14 protein-coding genes and 1 pseudogene are annotated in these 17,899 nt (G+C 34.8%); 11 read left to right on the forward strand and 4 right to left on the reverse strand.

Annotated features, from left to right (window positions below; genetic code table 11):
- The 10 genes and pseudogenes from HRU49_RS05455 (at nucleotide 1) to HRU49_RS05500 (ending at nucleotide 11,276) form a co-directional block, all read left to right on the forward strand.
- The gene (locus tag HRU49_RS05455; protein WP_296354953.1) at nucleotides 1-1,632 is read left to right on the forward strand and encodes a pyruvate dehydrogenase complex dihydrolipoamide acetyltransferase; all 1,632 of its coding nucleotides are present in this window, start codon (nucleotides 1-3) and stop codon (nucleotides 1,630-1,632) included.
- Nucleotides 1,633-1,722: 90 nt separating this feature from the next.
- Nucleotides 1,723-2,703: a M28 family peptidase gene (locus tag HRU49_RS05460; RefSeq protein ID WP_296354955.1), complete on the forward strand. Its 981-nt coding sequence runs from the start codon at nucleotides 1,723-1,725 to the stop codon at nucleotides 2,701-2,703.
- Nucleotides 2,696-3,379: an SDR family oxidoreductase gene (locus HRU49_RS05465; RefSeq protein ID WP_296354957.1), complete on the forward strand. Its 684-nt coding sequence runs from the start codon at nucleotides 2,696-2,698 to the stop codon at nucleotides 3,377-3,379. The genes HRU49_RS05460 and HRU49_RS05465 overlap by 8 nt, the downstream gene beginning before the upstream one ends.
- Nucleotides 3,379-4,017, forward strand: coding sequence for an HAD family hydrolase (locus tag HRU49_RS05470; RefSeq protein ID WP_296354959.1), 639 nt, complete (start codon nucleotides 3,379-3,381; stop codon nucleotides 4,015-4,017). The genes HRU49_RS05465 and HRU49_RS05470 overlap by 1 nt, the downstream gene beginning before the upstream one ends.
- A 34-nt stretch (nucleotides 4,018-4,051) precedes the next feature.
- Complete coding sequence (locus HRU49_RS05475; RefSeq protein ID WP_296354960.1) at nucleotides 4,052-4,537, forward strand: VCBS repeat-containing protein; 486 nt, start codon at nucleotides 4,052-4,054, stop codon at nucleotides 4,535-4,537.
- A 45-nt stretch (nucleotides 4,538-4,582) separates the two neighbouring features.
- Nucleotides 4,583-5,065 (forward strand): annotated as a pseudogene (locus HRU49_RS14675) (VCBS repeat-containing protein); the annotation flags it as partial.
- A 180-nt stretch (nucleotides 5,066-5,245) separates the two neighbouring features.
- The gene (locus tag HRU49_RS14680; RefSeq protein ID WP_363146333.1) at nucleotides 5,246-8,080 is read left to right on the forward strand and encodes an ASPIC/UnbV domain-containing protein; all 2,835 of its coding nucleotides are present in this window, start codon (nucleotides 5,246-5,248) and stop codon (nucleotides 8,078-8,080) included.
- Nucleotides 8,081-8,109: 29 nt separating this feature from the next.
- A complete protein-coding gene (locus HRU49_RS05490; protein WP_296354962.1) occupies nucleotides 8,110-8,709 on the forward strand; it encodes a SprT-like domain-containing protein in 600 nt (199 codons plus the stop codon).
- Complete coding sequence (locus HRU49_RS05495; RefSeq protein WP_296354963.1) at nucleotides 8,706-9,785, forward strand: mannose-1-phosphate guanylyltransferase; 1,080 nt, start codon at nucleotides 8,706-8,708, stop codon at nucleotides 9,783-9,785. The genes HRU49_RS05490 and HRU49_RS05495 overlap by 4 nt, the downstream gene beginning before the upstream one ends.
- 3 nt (nucleotides 9,786-9,788) lie before the next feature.
- On the forward strand, nucleotides 9,789-11,276 hold the full coding sequence (locus tag HRU49_RS05500; RefSeq protein WP_296354965.1) for a DUF389 domain-containing protein: 1,488 nt from the start codon (nucleotides 9,789-9,791) through the stop codon (nucleotides 11,274-11,276).
- Here the strand turns inward: HRU49_RS05500 and HRU49_RS05505 are convergent, their stop codons facing one another.
- Nucleotides 11,277-12,044: an ATP-binding cassette domain-containing protein gene (locus HRU49_RS05505; RefSeq protein ID WP_296354967.1), complete on the reverse strand. Its 768-nt coding sequence runs from the start codon at nucleotides 12,042-12,044 to the stop codon at nucleotides 11,277-11,279.
- Nucleotides 12,044-12,781, reverse strand: a complete 738-nt coding sequence (locus HRU49_RS05510) for an ABC transporter permease (protein WP_296354969.1) — start codon at nucleotides 12,779-12,781, stop codon at nucleotides 12,044-12,046. The genes HRU49_RS05505 and HRU49_RS05510 overlap by 1 nt, the downstream gene beginning before the upstream one ends.
- Nucleotides 12,782-12,893: 112 nt before the next feature.
- Between HRU49_RS05510 and pafA the strand changes: the two genes are divergently transcribed.
- The gene (gene pafA / locus HRU49_RS05515) at nucleotides 12,894-14,561 is read left to right on the forward strand and encodes an alkaline phosphatase PafA (protein WP_296354971.1); all 1,668 of its coding nucleotides are present in this window, start codon (nucleotides 12,894-12,896) and stop codon (nucleotides 14,559-14,561) included.
- Nucleotides 14,562-14,745: 184 nt separating this feature from the next.
- Here the strand turns inward: pafA and HRU49_RS05520 are convergent, their stop codons facing one another.
- Both HRU49_RS05520 and HRU49_RS05525 read right to left on the reverse strand, forming a co-directional pair.
- Nucleotides 14,746-17,526 carry a CHAT domain-containing protein gene (locus HRU49_RS05520; protein WP_296354973.1) on the reverse strand — a complete coding sequence of 927 codons (2,781 nt, stop codon included), beginning with the start codon at nucleotides 17,524-17,526 and terminating at the stop codon, nucleotides 14,746-14,748.
- Nucleotides 17,527-17,534: 8 nt separating this feature from the next.
- Nucleotides 17,535-17,899: hypothetical protein (locus HRU49_RS05525; RefSeq protein ID WP_296354974.1), on the reverse strand; the 365-nt coding region annotated here is incomplete at its 5' end.

Below are 17,899 nucleotides of genomic sequence, written 5' to 3' on the forward strand. Positions count from 1 at the left end.
ATGGCTGAAGTAATTAATATGCCGCGATTAAGCGACACAATGGAAGAAGGAACCGTTGCGACCTGGTTAAAAAAAGTAGGCGATAAGGTTGAAGAAGGTGATATTTTAGCTGAGATTGAAACGGATAAAGCAACTATGGAGTTTGAATCCTTCAATGAGGGAATTTTACTTCATATAGGTATACAGGAAGGTGAGACAGCAAAAGTAGATTCTTTACTTGCTATCATTGGAGAAGAAGGTGAGGACATTACAGGTTTACTTAATGGAAGCTCTAGTGATTCGCCAAAAGAGGTCACTAATGAAGATACATCAATAGAATTAGAAACTCCTGCTACTGACAATGCAGAGTCATCAGCAGATTTAGAAATACCAGAAGGTGTAACTGTTGTGACTATGCCACGATTAAGTGATACTATGGAAGAAGGAACGGTAGCATCTTGGTTAAAACATGTTGGAGATCAAGTTGAAGAGGGCGATATTTTAGCAGAGATTGAAACAGATAAAGCGACTATGGAGTTTGAGTCTTTTCAGTCTGGAACGCTTTTACACGTTGGATTACAAGAAGGAGAATCAGCCAAGGTTGATGCACTCTTGGCAATTATAGGTCCTGCTGGGACTGATGTGTCGGGAGTTGCTATGAATTTTAAGGTCGGTGGTTCAGAACCTAAAGCTGAGCCTAAGAAAGAGGAAAAGAAAGTTGAGGCACCAAAACCTGTTGAAACCAAAACAGAAGCGCCTAAACCAACTCCTGTAGTGTCTTCTTCAAATTCAGACGGTGGACGATTATTTGTGTCACCATTGGCTAAAAAGATGGCAGAAGAGAAAGGGATCAACCTATCTCATATTAGTGGGTCTGGGGAAAATGGCAGAATCATTAAACGTGATATTGAAAACTTTACCCCGGCAGTACATTCATCCGCAACCGTTGCAAAATTTGTACCTTCTGGTCAAGAAGATTTTGATGAAGTGCCAAACTCAAACATGCGTAAGGCTATTGCAAAGAATTTAGCAAAATCTAAATTTACAGCTCCGCATTATTATCTAAATGTGGAGTTTGATATGGATAATGCAATTGCTTTTAGAGCACAATACAATTCCTTACCAGATACGAAGATTTCTTATAATGATATGATTGTTAAAGCGTGTGCTTTAGCATTGAAGCAACACCCTCAGGTTAATTCTCAGTGGTTTGATGATCGCATGAAGTTGAATAATCATGTTCACATCGGAGTGGCTGTAGCAGTTCCTGATGGCCTTGTCGTACCAGTTGTTAAATTTGCGAATGAGCAAAGTCTAACACAAATAGGTGCAGCAGTTAAAGACTATGCGGGAAAAGCAAGAAACAAAAAATTAACCCTAGATGAAATGGAAGGTAGTACTTTTACCATTTCTAATTTAGGGATGTTTGGAATCGAAAGTTTCACCTCCATTATTAATCAACCGAATTCCGCAATTTTATCCGTAGGAGCCATAATTTCAAAGCCTGTTGTCAAAAACGGATTAGTTGTTCCAGGAAATACGATGAAACTCACTATGGCCTGTGACCATAGAACGGTAGATGGTGCTACTGGAGCTCAATTCCTACAAACACTTAAAGGTTATATTGAGAACCCTGTGACAATGCTGGTATAAGTTAAAGAATAAGTTTTAAATTAAATATAGTACCTGTTTCAATTCGTTTGAGACAGGTTTTTTTTATCTTTAAAATCTAATAACCTCAATATGAAAAAGCTATTTACTATTCTTGTCATAATCGTATTTACGTCTTGTGCTATTAAGCAAAAAGGCGCCAATGGTAAAGACGGTTCCGATGGTAATTCTCCAGAAAGGATAACCATAATGCCTTCTGATATTCACATGAGTATGGAATATCTTGCCTCGGACGAATTAGAAGGTCGTGCAACAGGAACTGAAGGTATCGAAAAGGCAGCTGTGTTTATTGAAGACTATTTTAAAAAGAATAATATTAAACCATATTTTGAAACTTATAGAGACAGCTTTTTGTTAGGAGAAATAACGGGATATAATGTGGTAGGAATGATTGAGGGTAATGATCCAGTTTTAAAGAATGAATTCATTATACTCGGAGGTCATTATGATCATATTGGCAAAGGTAAAACAGTTGCTAGTGATAGTATTGCTAATGGCGCAAACGATGACGCTTCAGGAACAATTGCAGCCATGGAGATTGGACGATACTTTTCAAAATCAAAGTCTAACAAACGAAGCATTTTAATTACGCTTTACTCAGCAGAAGAAATGGGCTTAAAAGGTTCTGCACATCTAGCTAGACGATTAAAAGAGACTGGTTTAGATGCCTATACTATGCTAAATTTTGAGATGATTGGAGTACCTAGAGCAGAAGATAAATCAATGGCTTACATGAGTGGATATCATAGGTCTAACTTTGCACCATTGCTAAATAAATATGCTGGTGAGGAAGTTGTTGGTTTCTTTCCAAAAGCCAAAGAGTTTCAATTGTTCTTTAGATCAGATAATTATCCGTTTTTCGAAGAGTTTAAAATGCCAGCGCATGCCATATCAACTTTTGATTTCACCAATTTTGAATATTACCATCATGTAGATGATGAGGCCGATAAAATGGATTATGATCACATGTCAAACTTTATAAATAAAATGATTCCCGCACTAGAAGGTATCATGAATGCTAATGAAAAAGAAGTAGTACTTAACGATGAGTAAAAATATTATTATTACCGGAACCAGCAGAGGAATTGGCTTTGAATTGGTGCATCTCTTTGCCAATCAAGGGCACAATGTTTTAGCGCTTTCTCGAAATGCTCAACCTGTTAATAATTTACAGTTTGAAAATATAAAGTCCATAGCATTTGATCTATGTAATCAAAAAGATTATACCAAGGTTCAAGAATTTATTTCTAACGAGTGGACACATGTGGATGTCCTTATCAACAATGCAGGTACTTTGTTGAATAAGCCTTTTTCTGAAAGTACAATTGAAGATTTTGAACAGGTATATCGTACTAATGTCTTTGGTGTTTCTGAACTTACTAGAATTGTATTGCCATTTATGAAAAGCAATAGTCACGTGGTAACTGTAAGTTCAATGGGCGGAATACAAGGGAGTATGAAGTTTCCTGGTTTATCGGCTTATAGTTCGAGCAAAGGAGCTGTGATAACCTTAAGTGAATTATTAGCAGAAGAATATAAAACTACAGGCCCACAATTTAACGTGTTAGCTTTAGGCGCAGTTCAAACGGAAATGCTAAAAGAAGCTTTTCCAGATTACGATGCACCAACCACAGCATTAGAGATGGCCAAATATATTTTTGATTTCTCACTTACAGGCAATAAGTATTATAACGGTAAAGTGCTTCAAGTATCTAATTCAACGCCTTAATGCCAAAGTATAAGTGTATTATTTTTGATTGTGATGGTGTACTTGTTGATAGTGAACCATTAAGCAATAGAGTGATGGTTGAACTGGCAAATTTAGCTGGTGCTCATGTAAATTTAGACTATGCTTACAATCATTTTAAAGGTAACTCATTACAAAATTGTATTCAAAAGATTACCGAATTGAGTGGAAAAGAGATTCCTTTTAATTTTGAATCCAAATATAGAAGTCAATCCTTTGAAGTTTTTAAGAAAGAAATTCAACCTATACAAGGCATTAGAGAACTTTTAGATGCACTAGAAATACCATTTTGTGTGGCATCGAGTGGTCCTGAAAATAAGATTAGGTTAAATCTTCAATTAACAGGATTACTACCACATTTTGAAGATCATATTTTTAGTTGTTACACGCTTGAAAAGTGGAAACCTGATCCAGCCGTTTTCTTATGGGCCGCCAAAACAATGGGATTTAGTCCTAAGGATTGTTTAGTTATAGAAGACAGTCTGATAGGAGTTGAAGCTGCGATAAGAGGCGGATTTGATGTTTACGGATATACTGCACATGATTACAAAGGTGAACTACAAAAAAAAGCGACCAAAACCTTTGATGACATGTTATTACTCAGAGAATTATTAGAATAGAAGGGTAATTTTTATATTAGACAAAAATTACTATATGTCGAAGAAATTACGGTTAAATAGAAAGTGTTTTCCGCTACTTTTCATGATTTTAACGGCCCTTACTTACGCACAGACTTTTGAGCGAGTTGAAGCTATCGTTGGAATTACCTCTCAGAATAGTAATGGTATTTCTGTTGCAGATTATGATAATGATAATGATTTGGACATCTTTGTTGTTGCTAAAGCTATAGATAATGAAGAGAATTCAAATTCATTAAGTCGGTTATATAGAAACAATAATGATGGTTCATTTACAGATGTTACTGAATTAGCAGGTTTTTCTGATTTATATGCACCTGAAGAAATTCCCGAAGCATTTGAAGGATTGGATGGTTATAAGTATGGTGCTTATTGGGGAGACTATAATAATGATGGCTTTCCAGATCTTTTTCTAACCTACTTAGATAGTGTTCAACTTTGGAGAAATTTGGGCAACGGTACCTTTACCGATGTTACTGTTTTTGCTGGACTAAATGCTTAAAATGATTGTGGAAATACAGGCGCAACTTGGTTAGATTATAATAACGACGGTCATTTAGATCTTTTTATAGCCGACTGGAATCGCTGTAATAAAAACACTTTATATTTAAATAATGGTAACGAATCTTTCACGAACGTTAGTGTAACTTCAGGTCTTACAAGTGGCGCATCTTATGCGAGTTACACAGGTTTACCCTTTGATTTTAATGAGGATGGTTTTATTGACCTATACGTAACCAATGATCTTTTGGATCCCAATACCCTTTTTGTAAATCAAAGTGGGTCGTCCTTTGCAGAAAATGCTTCGACTTATGGTATTAATACTTCTGGCGAGGATATGGGACTTACAGTTGGTGATTATGACCTAAATGGCGAATTTGATCTTTTTGTAACCTCCGTAGACGATAACTTTTTACTGACTAATAATGGCGATGGTACTTTTTCAGAATTAGCAGATATGAATGGCGTTGGTAATTCATTGTGGGCATGGGGAACTAAGTTCTCTGATTTTGACTTAGATGGTGATGAGGATTTATTTGTTGCTAATGGATTTGTACCTAATCGACGTGGAGAAGAAGCCAATATTTATTACAGGAATTCTGCAGCTCAAGGATCGGTTGCCTTTTCTGATGTCTCTGGGGTATTAGGGTTAAATGAATTAGGTATTAGTGTAGAAGCCTTAGATTTTGATTATGACAACGATGGAGATATGGACCTTATAGTTACTAATAGTGATCGTGAATGTTTCTTTTATGAGAATAAGCTACTTAATTTTGATGATACTATTACAACCTTAAATTGGTTTAAAGTTCGTTTAGAAGGAACTACCTCAAACAGAGATGCTATCGGGACAACAGTTTCTATAACTACCGTAAATGGAACACTTAAACGCTATTATTCAGGTGTTGGGTTTTTAGGTCAGAACTTACAAGGAGTGCATTTCGGAATTGATGATGCAACACAAATTACCAACCTAGAGGTTAATTGGCCTTCGGGCTTAACTGAAAACTACACCAATCTTTCGTCAAATATTACTGTAAAATTAACAGAAGGCACTGGACTGGAAGTTTTGGATATTGAGCCTAGTCAAAAAATGTACGGTTGTACTGATCCATTGTCTTGTAATTATGATCCAGATGCCGTTTTAGATGATGGATCCTGTAGTTATTTACCATCCCAAATTTTAGTTGGTAATACAAGTTCTTCATTTCTTAGAACTGAGACGTATACTTATAACATTGCACCAGGATCAACAGCAAATTGGACAGTTTTAGGCGGCGAAATTTTAACTGGGCAAGGTACAAGTGCAATAAATGTTAGATGGCATTTAGAAGAATCTGGTTCCGTATCCGTTCGAGAAACAGATGATCAATGCTCGAGTACAGAAGTGTCTATAAATGTAAATCTCGGAGTCGATAATCTGCCTGAAGATATTTCTATTGCAAGGTTATGGAACGAGGCATTGTTAGAGGCTATAAGAGATGATTTTGCAAGGCCAACAATTCATGCTAGAAATTTATTTCATACCAGTGTAGCGATGTATGATGTATGGGCTGTTTATGATAACATCGCAATACCTTATTTGATTGGAAATTCGCTTAATGGATATTCTAGCACACTCGTGGATTTTACTCCTAATGAAGATTTAGAAACATCTTTGAGTAAGGCTATAAGTTTTGCCATGTATCGTTTAATGTCGCATCGATTTCAAAATTCACCTGGTGTAGATGAAACCCAAGCACGTTTCGATTTATTAATGGATAAATTGGGATTTGATAGGACTAATACATCAATGTTCTATGAAGACGGAGACGCTGCTGCATTTGGAAATTTTGTGGCCCAAACTATTATCGATTATGGTTTACAGGATGGTTCAAGGGAAACTACTGGCTATGATAATGCCTACTATGAGCCAGTAAATCAGCCTTATGGCCTAGATGTAAATAATAACCCTCCAATAAATGATCCTAATAGATGGCAGCCACTAGGACTTGATGTTTTTATTGATCAAGGTGGTAATCCCATTGGAGATAATATTCCTCCATTTCTTAGTCCAGAATGGGGAAATGTATTCGGTTTTGCATTGAAAGAGGAAGACAAAGTTACCTATCAAAGAGAAGGAAATGATTACCATGTTTTTCATGATCCTTCCGATCCTCCTTATATCAGCTTAACGGAAGATAATGCTTTGAGTGATGCTTATAAATGGGGATTTTCAATGGTTTCCGTTTGGCAATCCCATCTCGATCAGTCAGATGGTGTTATGTGGGATATCTCACCTAATTCCATAGGCAATATAGATATTAGTACATTTCCAACTGCTTATACGGATTACCCATCGTTTTATGACTTTTTAAATGGCGGGGCTAATAGTAATGGACATTCAGTAAATACTGTAACTGGAAATCCTTATGAAGTTAATATGGTGCCAAGAGGCGACTATGCTCGCGTACTGGCTGAGTTTTGGGCTGATGGTCCGGACTCTGAAACTCCACCAGGTCATTGGTTTTCAATTTTAAATTATGTGAACGACCATCCACAATTTGAAAAGCGTTTTGAGGGTGCAGGCGATGTATTAGATCCTTTAGAATGGGATGTCAAAGCCTATTTTGTATTGGGCGGTGGTATGCATGATGCCGCTATTTCTGCATGGAGTGTCAAAGGCTGGTACGATTATATTCGACCTATTTCGGCAATACGATCTATGGCAGAGCGTGGACAAAGCTCTGATAACACCTTAAGTAATTACGATGTTGGCGGTATGCCTTTGATCGACGGCTTAATAGAAGTTGTTGAAATGGGTGATCCATTAGCTGGTTTTGCCAATCAGCATTTAGGTAAGATAAAGTTATTTACATGGCGAGGTCACGATTTTATTGGTAATACAGAAACAGATCAGGCAGGTGTTGGTTGGATATTAGCAGAAGACTGGTATCCTTACCAAAGACCTTCGTTCGTAACTCCTCCTTTCGCTGGTTATGTGTCTGGGCACTCTACGTATTCAAGAACCGCAGCAGAATTGATAACTATGATGACTGGCAGCGAATATTTTCCAGGTGGACTGGGAGAGTTTACAGCCAAGGCTAATGAGTTTTTAGTTTTTGAAGAAGGTCCATCCGTTGATGTTGTATTACAATGGGCCACGTATAGAGATGCTTCAGACCAAACGAGTTTAAGCAGAATTTGGGGTGGTATCCATCCGCCTGCAGATGATATACCTGGGCGATTTATTGGTCAAGCCGTAGCTGAAGATACCTTCGATTTTGCTGTGCCTTATTTTAATGGTTCACTGAATACTGAAGAATTCGAACCATCAATTTCTGTTTATCCTAATCCTGCGATAAATGGTGAAATCTTTATTTCAAACACTGATGGAACGGAAACCATTCAATTGTTTGATATTAGTGGTAGGCAGATTGAAATTCTAAATGAATCTTTTGACCAATTCACAAATACTACTGCTTTAAAAGTTGATGTTGCAACAACAGGATTATATTTGCTTAAATTAAATGATCTATCAAAAATGATTATCATTAAGGATTAGACTAGCTAAAGTAAGTTGTTTAAAAGCCAATGCAAAATCAATTTCTCGAATATATTCCTGAAACAGCAGTACCTCAGATAGAATCATTATTACAGCTGGATAACCTAATCATAAAGGTTAAAAAAGAGCGCAAAACCAAGCATGGGGATTATCGGATGTTACCCGAAGGAAAGCATCAAATTACAGTCAACGGTAATTTAAATCCATATCGCTTTTTAATCACCCTAATTCACGAAATTGCTCATTTTGAGGCCTATAAAACTTATGGCCAATTAATAAAGCCTCATGGTAAAGAATGGAAACAAACCTTTCAGCATTTGATGTTGCCTTTTTTAAGGCCAGAGATTTTTCCAAAAGAGTTATTACCTTTATTAGCAAGACATTTTAAAAACCCAAAAGCGTCTAGTGATACGGATGGGCAACTCGCTTTAGCTTTAAAACAATTTGATGTAGCTAACGATAAGACCTATGTATTTCAGGTAAATTTGAACCAGCGCTTTAAACTTTATAATGATAGAGTCTTTATTCGCGGTAATAAAAGAAGAAAACGAATTGAATGCATTGAGGAAGCAACAGGAAAGATGTATCTTTTTAACCCTTATGCAGAAGTAAAAATACTAGAACAATGAATAATAATTATTACGCTATATTAATGGCAGGAGGTGTAGGCTCAAGATTTTGGCCAGTTAGTACACAAAATTTCCCAAAGCAATTTCATGATATGCTAGGAACAGGTGAAACACTGATTCAAAAGACCTTTAATCGCTTAGCAAATTTAATTCCAGCAGAGAATATTTTCATATTAACTAATGAGCATTACAATGATTTAGTTTTTGAACAACTACCTGGAGTAACCAAGCGTCAGGTCGTATTAGAACCAGCAATGCGTAACACAGCTCCATGCATTCTATATGCTGCTCTGAAGATTCAAAAAGAAAATGAAGATGCAGTAATGATTGTGGCTCCTAGTGATCATTGGATTGAGGATGAACAAGCATTTTCTAATAACGTACAGACCGCATTTGATTTCTGTGAGTCTAATGATGCTTTAATGACTTTAGGAATTACTCCAACATTCGCAAATACAGGATATGGTTATATTGAGTTTGATAAATCAAGTAATTCAGAGATTAAATCTGTTGATCAATTTAGAGAAAAGCCAGATTATGAAACAGCAAAGACTTTTATTGAGCAAGGTAATTTCTTATGGAATGCAGGTATATTTATGTGGAGTGCTAAGACTGTTGTTTCAGCTTTTAAAAGAAATCAACCACAATTGTTTGAACTTTTTGAGAGCGGCTATACTGTTTATAACACTGAATTTGAAGACGATTTTATAAAAGAAAATTATCCAAAGGCAGAGAACATTTCTGTTGATTATGCTTTAATGGAAAAGAGTGATAATGTTCATGTAATTCCAGCGACTTTTGATTGGAACGATTTAGGAACTTGGGGAAGTTTATATGATAAGCTGGATAAAGATGAAGACAGCAATGCTGTTGTAAATTCAAGAGTTTTAGCTGAAAATGCATCAGGTAATATGATACGTTCTAAAAAAGATAAGATTGTCGTTTTAGATGGACTAAAAGATTATATCATAGTAGATAAAGACGAAGTTTTGCTTATCTTTCCTAAGGCTAAAGAGCAAGACATTAAAAAGGTCCTCCAAAATGTAAAAGCCAATTTTGGGGAGGAATACGGTTAAACTATGAGCGACGAAAGTAAATTCAACTTTTCTGAAGAAGAACAAAAATTAAGTAAAGACAAAGCAGTAGAAGAGAAAAAAGAAGCTGTTAAAAAGGATGCGCAAGGACTTTTTTCAAGTATATCCACATTCTTAAGTGAGCTTTTAGATTTTAGAGACGATACCGATAGAGACGCAACAATTGCTGCCATAAAAACGGATATCTCATTTAAAGGTGCAACCGCGTGGATATTGGTTTGTTCCATCATGGTGGCATCTGTTGGACTCAATGCTGATTCTACTGCAGTGGTAATTGGTGCCATGTTAATTTCTCCACTAATGGGCCCGATTTTGGGTATCGGTATGTCAATAGCACTAAATGATATTGACACGCTTAAGAAATCACTCATTAACTTGGCAACAATGATCGTGCTAAGTTTACTTACAGCGTATATCTTTTTTAGATTTTTTCCGCTTGGGACATCATCAGAAACATCGGAACTTTTAGGTAGAACAAAACCAGATATTCGAGATGTTGTAATAGCCTTTTTTGGTGGCTTAGCCTTAATTATTGCTCGAACAAAAAAGGGCACTATTGCTTCTGTTATTTTTGGTGTAGCCATTGCAACTGCCTTAATGCCGCCTCTATGTACAGCAGGATACAGTCTTGCAAAAGGCAATTGGATATTTTTTGGTGGTGCAATGAATTTGTTTACCATTAACACCATATTTATTGCTTTAGCAACTTTTATAGTACTTAAAGTTTTAAGATTCCCAATGCTTAAATATGCGAATTCTCAAAGGCGTAAACGAACAGCTCAATTGGCCTCATTAATTGCTATTGCAGTTATGATTTGGCCAACCTTAACATTTATTGATGTTTATAAAGAATCTATTTTTGATAATCAAGCAAAAAAGTTTATAGAAACCAAAGTCGAGCCGCTTAATGTTCAACTGTTTGACAAGGACTATAGGTATGAAGACCAGGTTATTGAGTTGAGTTTTTTCAGTGAAATAAGCGATCAAACAAAACAGCTTTGGAATAATGAGTTAACCTCTAATCCAAATTTTGACAAGTTAAAAAATGTTGAACTTAAAATTAAAGGTGGAGATTCAAAGAGTTTTGAGCTAATTACAAATGCTTATAATGATAAAAGAGAAGAACTGAATCAAAGTAGATTATTAATCTCAGCTTTAGAAAAAGAAATCGATGAGCTCCAACAAACTATTTCTGGATTGAATCAACAACTCGAAGCCCAAAACACATCAGACGACATAGCTTTTTCTGCTCTGGCTAAAGATGCTAAAATTCGTTTTAATGATCTTGAATACTTTGGTTATGCGAAGATGTTAGAATCAAAAGATTTTATTAAAATTGATACGCTTTCAGTGGCTAACATCAAATGGAAAGCTTCTGTAAATGATAGTATTGCTTTAGTCAAAGAAGGAGAATTATTAGTTTGGTTAAAACAGGTATTGAAGACCGAAAAGGTGAGTATAAAGCGAAATTAATTATTGGTTTTCTTCTAAGTACATACGACGAACTTTTTTAAATAATTCAGAAGAATATACAAAATTTGTTACGGCTTTATTGTCCGTTCTAAAAATGGTGTCTTTGGAACCTTCCCACTCTTTATGCCCATCTTTAAGAAAAACAATTTTTTCACCAATCTCCATTACCGAATTCATGTCATGTGAATTAATAACAGTTGTTATTTGATATTCATCAGTTATTTCTTGAATGAGATTATCAATAACTATAGCGGTTTTTGGGTCCAGTCCTGAGTTTGGTTCATCACAAAACAAATATTTTGGATTGTTTACGATGGCTCTGGCGATTGCCACACGCTTTTGCATACCACCTGAAGCTTCACTCGGCATTTTATGATGTGCACCATCAAGATTAACACGCTTCAACACAAAATCTACACGATCCTCCATCTCGCTTTTACTTTGTTTGGTAAACATACGCAAAGGAAACATTACATTTTCTGCAATAGTCATAGAATCAAAAAGGGCACTGCCTTGAAAGACCATACCAATATCAGACCTTAGTTCCGTCCTTTCATCTGCACTTAGATTACTAAATATTTTGCCATCATAAGAAATACTACCTTGTTCATATTCAAATAATCCTAAGAGGCATTTTAAAAATACGGTTTTACCAGAACCACTCTGTCCAATGATTAGATTTGTCTTGCCCTTATCAAAAGTGGTTGTAATACCCTTTAAAATATGAGCTTCACCAAAAGATTTATGTAAGTCTTTAACTTCTATCATTAGCCTAAAAGTAAACTGGTTAGTAAAAAGTTAAGAAGTATAATTACAACACTGGTCCAAACAAAGGATGTTGTGCTGGCCTTACCAACTTCGAGAGCACCACCTTTCATGAAATACCCATAAAACGAAGGAATTGTTGCTAGAATAAAAGCAAACACTAAGGTCTTAATAAAGGCATAGGCCATATGAAAGGCAATGAAGTCATTCTGCACTCCATCTATGTAATCGTCCATGGTGCCATAACCTCCATAAACGCAAGCTACAAGTCCTCCTAGAATACCTAATGACATCGCAATTGAAATTACAAATGGGTATAAGGTTAAGGCAATAAATTTTGGAAATACCAAGTAATTGATAGCATTTATGCCCATTACTTCTAGGGCATCAATCTGTTCTGTAACTCTCATGGTACCAATACTGGAGGTGATAAACGAGCCGACTTTACCGGCCATGATTATAGAAATAAATGTTGGTGCAAACTCTAGGATAATAGATTGTCTCGTTGCAAAACCCACCAAGTATTTTGGGATCAATGGATTGCTAATGTTTAAAGATGTTTGTATTGCAACAACTCCACCAACAAAAAATGCTATAAAGGCAACAATACCAAGCGATCCTATAATAAGGTCATCAATATCTTTTAGGATTAATGTTTTTAGCACCGACCATTTGGTGGGTTTGCGAAACATATCCTTAATCATTAGAAAATAAGTGCCAATATTATGAAGGTACTTCATGTAAGAATTTCTTAGTGCTAAAGTATGAAAAAAGATGAGTTTATTAATGTTAATTTAAATTAAGATGGTTGAAAAAACGTATTTTTGAAACGCAAAATAATGGCTTAGAATAATGAAAAATATCTTTTCAATACTTGTAACCTTAACCATAATTTTTTCTTGTAAAGCACAAGAAAAGAGTAGGGACGTTTCCATAAATTCTTATGGGGAAACAGTCTCAAAAACACCAAAATTAATTGTAGGAATTGTGGTTGATCAGATGCGATATGATTATCTAACTCGTTTTGAATCTAAGTTTGGTGAAGGAGGTTTTAAGCGACTAATCAATGAAGGGTTTAACTGTAAAAACAACCATTTTAATTATGTGCCAACCTATACAGGACCAGGTCACGCATCTGTATATACAGGTACAACACCAAAATACCACGGTATTATTTCTAATAATTGGTATGATAAAGAGATAAAGGCGTCTGTTTATTGTGCACAGGATGATGAGGTAAATTCTGTAGGTACCGAGAGTTCAGCTGGTAGAATGTCTCCACAGCGTATGCTAACCACGAGCTTTGCCGATGAAAACCGATTATTTACGCAAATGCGAGGTAAGACCATTGGAATTGCCCTTAAAGATAGAGGAGCAATATTACCAGCAGGCCACACCGCTAATGCGGCATATTGGTTTCATGGAAAGGATGAAGGAGTATGGATAACAAGCAGTTTTTATAGAAAGGATTTACCTAAATGGGTCAGTGACTTTAATGCTTCTGATGCTGTTGCATCTTATCTTAAAGTTTGGAATACTGCGTTTCCAATAGATACGTATATTGAAAGTGGTGAAGATCAAAATGATTTTGAGCGTGGATTTAATGGAAAGCCAACTGCAACCTTCCCTTATGACTTAGCTGCATTAAGCTCGCAAAATGGTGGTTTTGATATTTTGAAGACAACACCTTATGGCAATAGTATAACTATGGATTTTGCTTTAGCTGCCCTTAAAGGTGAGACCTTAGGGCAAGATGAAGATACTGATGTTTTAGCCATTAGTTTTTCGAGTACAGATTATGTAGGTCATAATTTTGGAGTGAACTCTAAAGAAGTTGAGGACACTTACATAAGGCTAGATAAAGATCTAGAACGGTTATTAGATGCTTTAGATAGTTATGTTGGAGAAGGGGAATACACGGTTTTTTTAACAGCAGATCATGGTGCGGTTAACGTGCCAGCTTATTTGCAATCGGTTAAGATTCCAGCGGGTTATTTAGATTATAATACTAGGAAAGCATTATTTCAAAAGTTTTTAATGGATACTTATGGCACGACAGATTTGGTAGAGAATGTAAGCAACAACCAGATATTTTTAAACAAGACCAAATTAAAGGAGTTAGGTCTTAATATTCATGATGTAGAGCAAGCCTTAGTAGACGAACAAATTAGCTATCCTAATATTGCCAAGGTGTATACAGCAACGACTATGAACAGTACTAATTTTACCACAGGTATTGAGGTATTATTACAAAATGGATATAATCAAAAGCGCTCTGGTGATGTAATTGTTGTAGACGATATTGCTCATATTGCTTACAGCAGAAAAGGATCTACGCATGGTAGTGGTTTAAACTATGATACTCATGTGCCTTTATTATTTTTTGGTTCAGGTATACAGCAGGGTGAAACCTATACTAAAACGATAATCTCAGATATTGCACCAACTATTTCTGCACTTTTAGGGATTAGTTTTCCAAATGGTGCAACAGGTAGACCTTTAGGATTTGTATTAGACTAAAAAAAAGCCTCTGAGCGTGTCAAAGGCGCTTTTGTTGATTATTGAAAAAATAATCGGTCAATAATCAATTCTTATTAATCTTTTTTGAGGAATCTTAGTGTTTTATGATTCCTCATTGATCTACTAACTAATTTTAATTCAACAAAAATTACTTCAGTATGGTGTTCATTTAAATCAATAAATGTTACCCAAGAATTTTATGTTTTCTTTTAAATAAAATGAATATGAAACTTATTATTGAAAGCGCAATTAAAATATAAAGCCAACTATTAGATGTGTTCTTTATAGGACTTGGGTCACCAATCAAAATGAAGGAAGCCCAATAATAAGGGGACTTTTGACTTAATTTTGAAGTATTGATATAATCTATTTTTGCTTTTTGAAGTGCTAGAGATTTTGAATCGCCAGCAGCTAGATTTTTATAGAAATTAGTCATAATATCAGTTCCTGATTTATCATTGACATTCCATAAAGATGAAACTACTGAATTAGCTCCAGTATTGAAAAAGCCTCTGGCTAAACTCATGACGCCTTCCCCTTGTTTAATTTCACCCAATCCAGTTTCACAGGCACTAAGCACGACTAATTCGGCTGAATTATTAGTAAGGTAAAGCTCATCTAATGTTATTAATTTATCGTGTAATGCTATCCATGGTCTTATGCTATCATTAGCATTGGCGTGGGTAGCAAGGTGTATAATGTTATAATCGTTTATGCTGTTTTTAAAAGTTTTACTATCAGCGTAATCGAAATAGTAATTATCACCATTAAAGGAATTTGAAATTGCTTCAATTTCTTGTTCAGTTCTTTTTAATCTATTTAATCCATTACTAAAATTAATTGGTGCAAATCCGATAAAATCTTTTGTAGGCTCTCGTTTTATTTTGGCATTTGTTTCAAGAAAACTTGAGGAATACGAATAGTTAATAATATGGTTTTCTATAAGGTACTTTTCTGAATTGTCTATTAAGGCTTCAAAAGCTAAATTTTGCAAATAGTAATCTGCACTTATTAAAAGCGATTTATCTTTAATTAAAGATTGAATTTCTGTTGGCAATAATAAGGAGTACAACCTTCGAGATGTGGAATAAAAGTTGTCTTGTTCTGTTTTAGAATTCAAGGGTTGTAATAAAAACTTTTGAAAGCGTCTCGTTAGTCTATTTAATGAATCTACATTATTGATTTTAAAAAGCCTATAGTTATTTTTTGTTATCACCAATCCATAGCCACTCTTTTCGTTGAGTATATAACTTATGTTGGATTGGTTATCTTCTAAGGATTTTTGGATATCCTTCAATGAGAGGATATTAGTAAGTTTATTATTCTTAAAATACCTACCATATTTTGTGTTTTGTATGGAGTCCAGGAAGTAGGTAAGACGAGTTTTAGAATTTATCAATTGTGCCCTTGTAGAATCTTGTTTAGCTTTTTCCTGAGAATTAAGCAATTCCGTTTGAGATCGTATATCATCTTTGAGATTTGAATATGTGGTAATTAAATCTTTAGGGACATTTCCAGAATTAAAATATTTTTTTTGGGTGATATCTTCGAGTAATAGTAACGCTTTGTTTTTTTCGATATAAGAAAAGGCTTCATTTGCTTTGTTGAGTTTATGGCAGATCTCAACCATATTGCCATAAATTCTTGACGTCATGTTTCTCCAAAATAATTTTGATTCTGTAGCATCGCTTTCGAGTCTAATAATGTCTACTAGTTGGTCAGAAAGAGTTAGTAACTCGAATGCAGAATTTAAATCTTTTTGATGTTTAGAAACATTGTGTTTCATCATAAAAATTTCGGCCTTTTCAATCATGGCTGTTAACAATTCGTGTTTGTATATTGATTCGCGCAAATCATCTATTCTCGGTACTGCATAATTCTCCGCAAGATCAAATTTCAAAAGGAGGTTTAAAGCATAATTTGCGTTTTGTAAAGCTGAATCAAATAAATTGTTATTAGCGTAATGAAGTGCTATGTTACTGTAACATATCGATTTAGTTTCAGGATTTTTAATGTATATGAGAGCATCCTCTAGATAGTCTAAGCTTTCTGGTTGATTTCGTTTCAGCCTAATATACCCTAGAGCATTTAATATAGCGCCTTTTTGCTCGTTTAAATCATCATGATTTTTTGTAATATTTAGGGCTTCTTTGTAATTTAATTCTGCTTCACTGAGCAACTTATCATCAATACTTAATTGTAAACTTCCAATCTTTTGGTGAATCAAGACTTTGTAAATAGGTGACAAAGCTTTTTTATAATTACTATCCGTTTTGACTAGATTGAGTATGCGTTTTAATGTCCTAACACCTTTTTGTTTTAATTTTTTATTTAAAATTTGATCATAATTTGAAGTTTCATTGATAACAAATTCTATATGATATGATTTATCTTCTAAGTTCTTTGCTTTTGAAGTTGATAATTCAAAATAATCGTTTGCATCATAATAATCTCCTTGATTTTTTTTACATAAGGCCATATAATTATATGCCATTGCAATGCGACGATCAATTTCAACAGTTTTTGTGATATCTTCATAAACTTTAAATGCTTCCTCATAATTACCAGTTATTAAATATGAAGAACCTATTGTGTTTTTTAAACCACCAAATCTATCTGGGTCAGGGTTATCAAACTTATTTGCAAATCCTAAACCCTTTTTACAAATGTCAATAGCTTTTTCATACTTTCCATTTAAGAAGTACCAAAAACCATAAGAGTAGATATCATCAAATAGTTTTTCATATTCTTTTCTATCTTTATATAACTGCAATAGACTATCGATTTTTCGAATCTTACTGTCTTCGGTTAAAAGTTCATTTTCAATAATATCCTTATAAGCTGGTGAACTGTTTTCCTGACAATTTAAACTAGATTGGAAAAAAAATATAATAATTAAAAACGGATAAAAGTATAATACTTTTATCCGTTTTGTAAGTTTAATTCTTTGGGATTTATTCATCATTGCTATGATTACTGGTAATCACATATTGCCGATGGATGAGTACTAGATCCACCTCTTACAATAATTGCACCACTCCCACCACTTCCAGCTCCTGAACCGAGGAATGGGTTATAATATTCTTGAAATTCTTCAATATTAACTGTCCATCTGTCTATATTTTCACAATTGTCACTATGCGCGACATAACAAATAGTGAAGTGTTGAGACATTTCGTTTTCAAAATCTGCTCTTATTTGTTGATTGGTTATATTATTCCCATTTTCATCCATTTGACCAAATATGGGGAAATCATACTCTACCCAGATCCAGTATGTATTTGTATCGGTACAAATAGATCCACTTTCAATACCATCTCTGAGTTGATTTGAGTTTT

The sequence above is a fragment of the Winogradskyella sp. genome, from assembly GCF_013213975.1.
Classification (GTDB): domain Bacteria; phylum Bacteroidota; class Bacteroidia; order Flavobacteriales; family Flavobacteriaceae; genus Winogradskyella.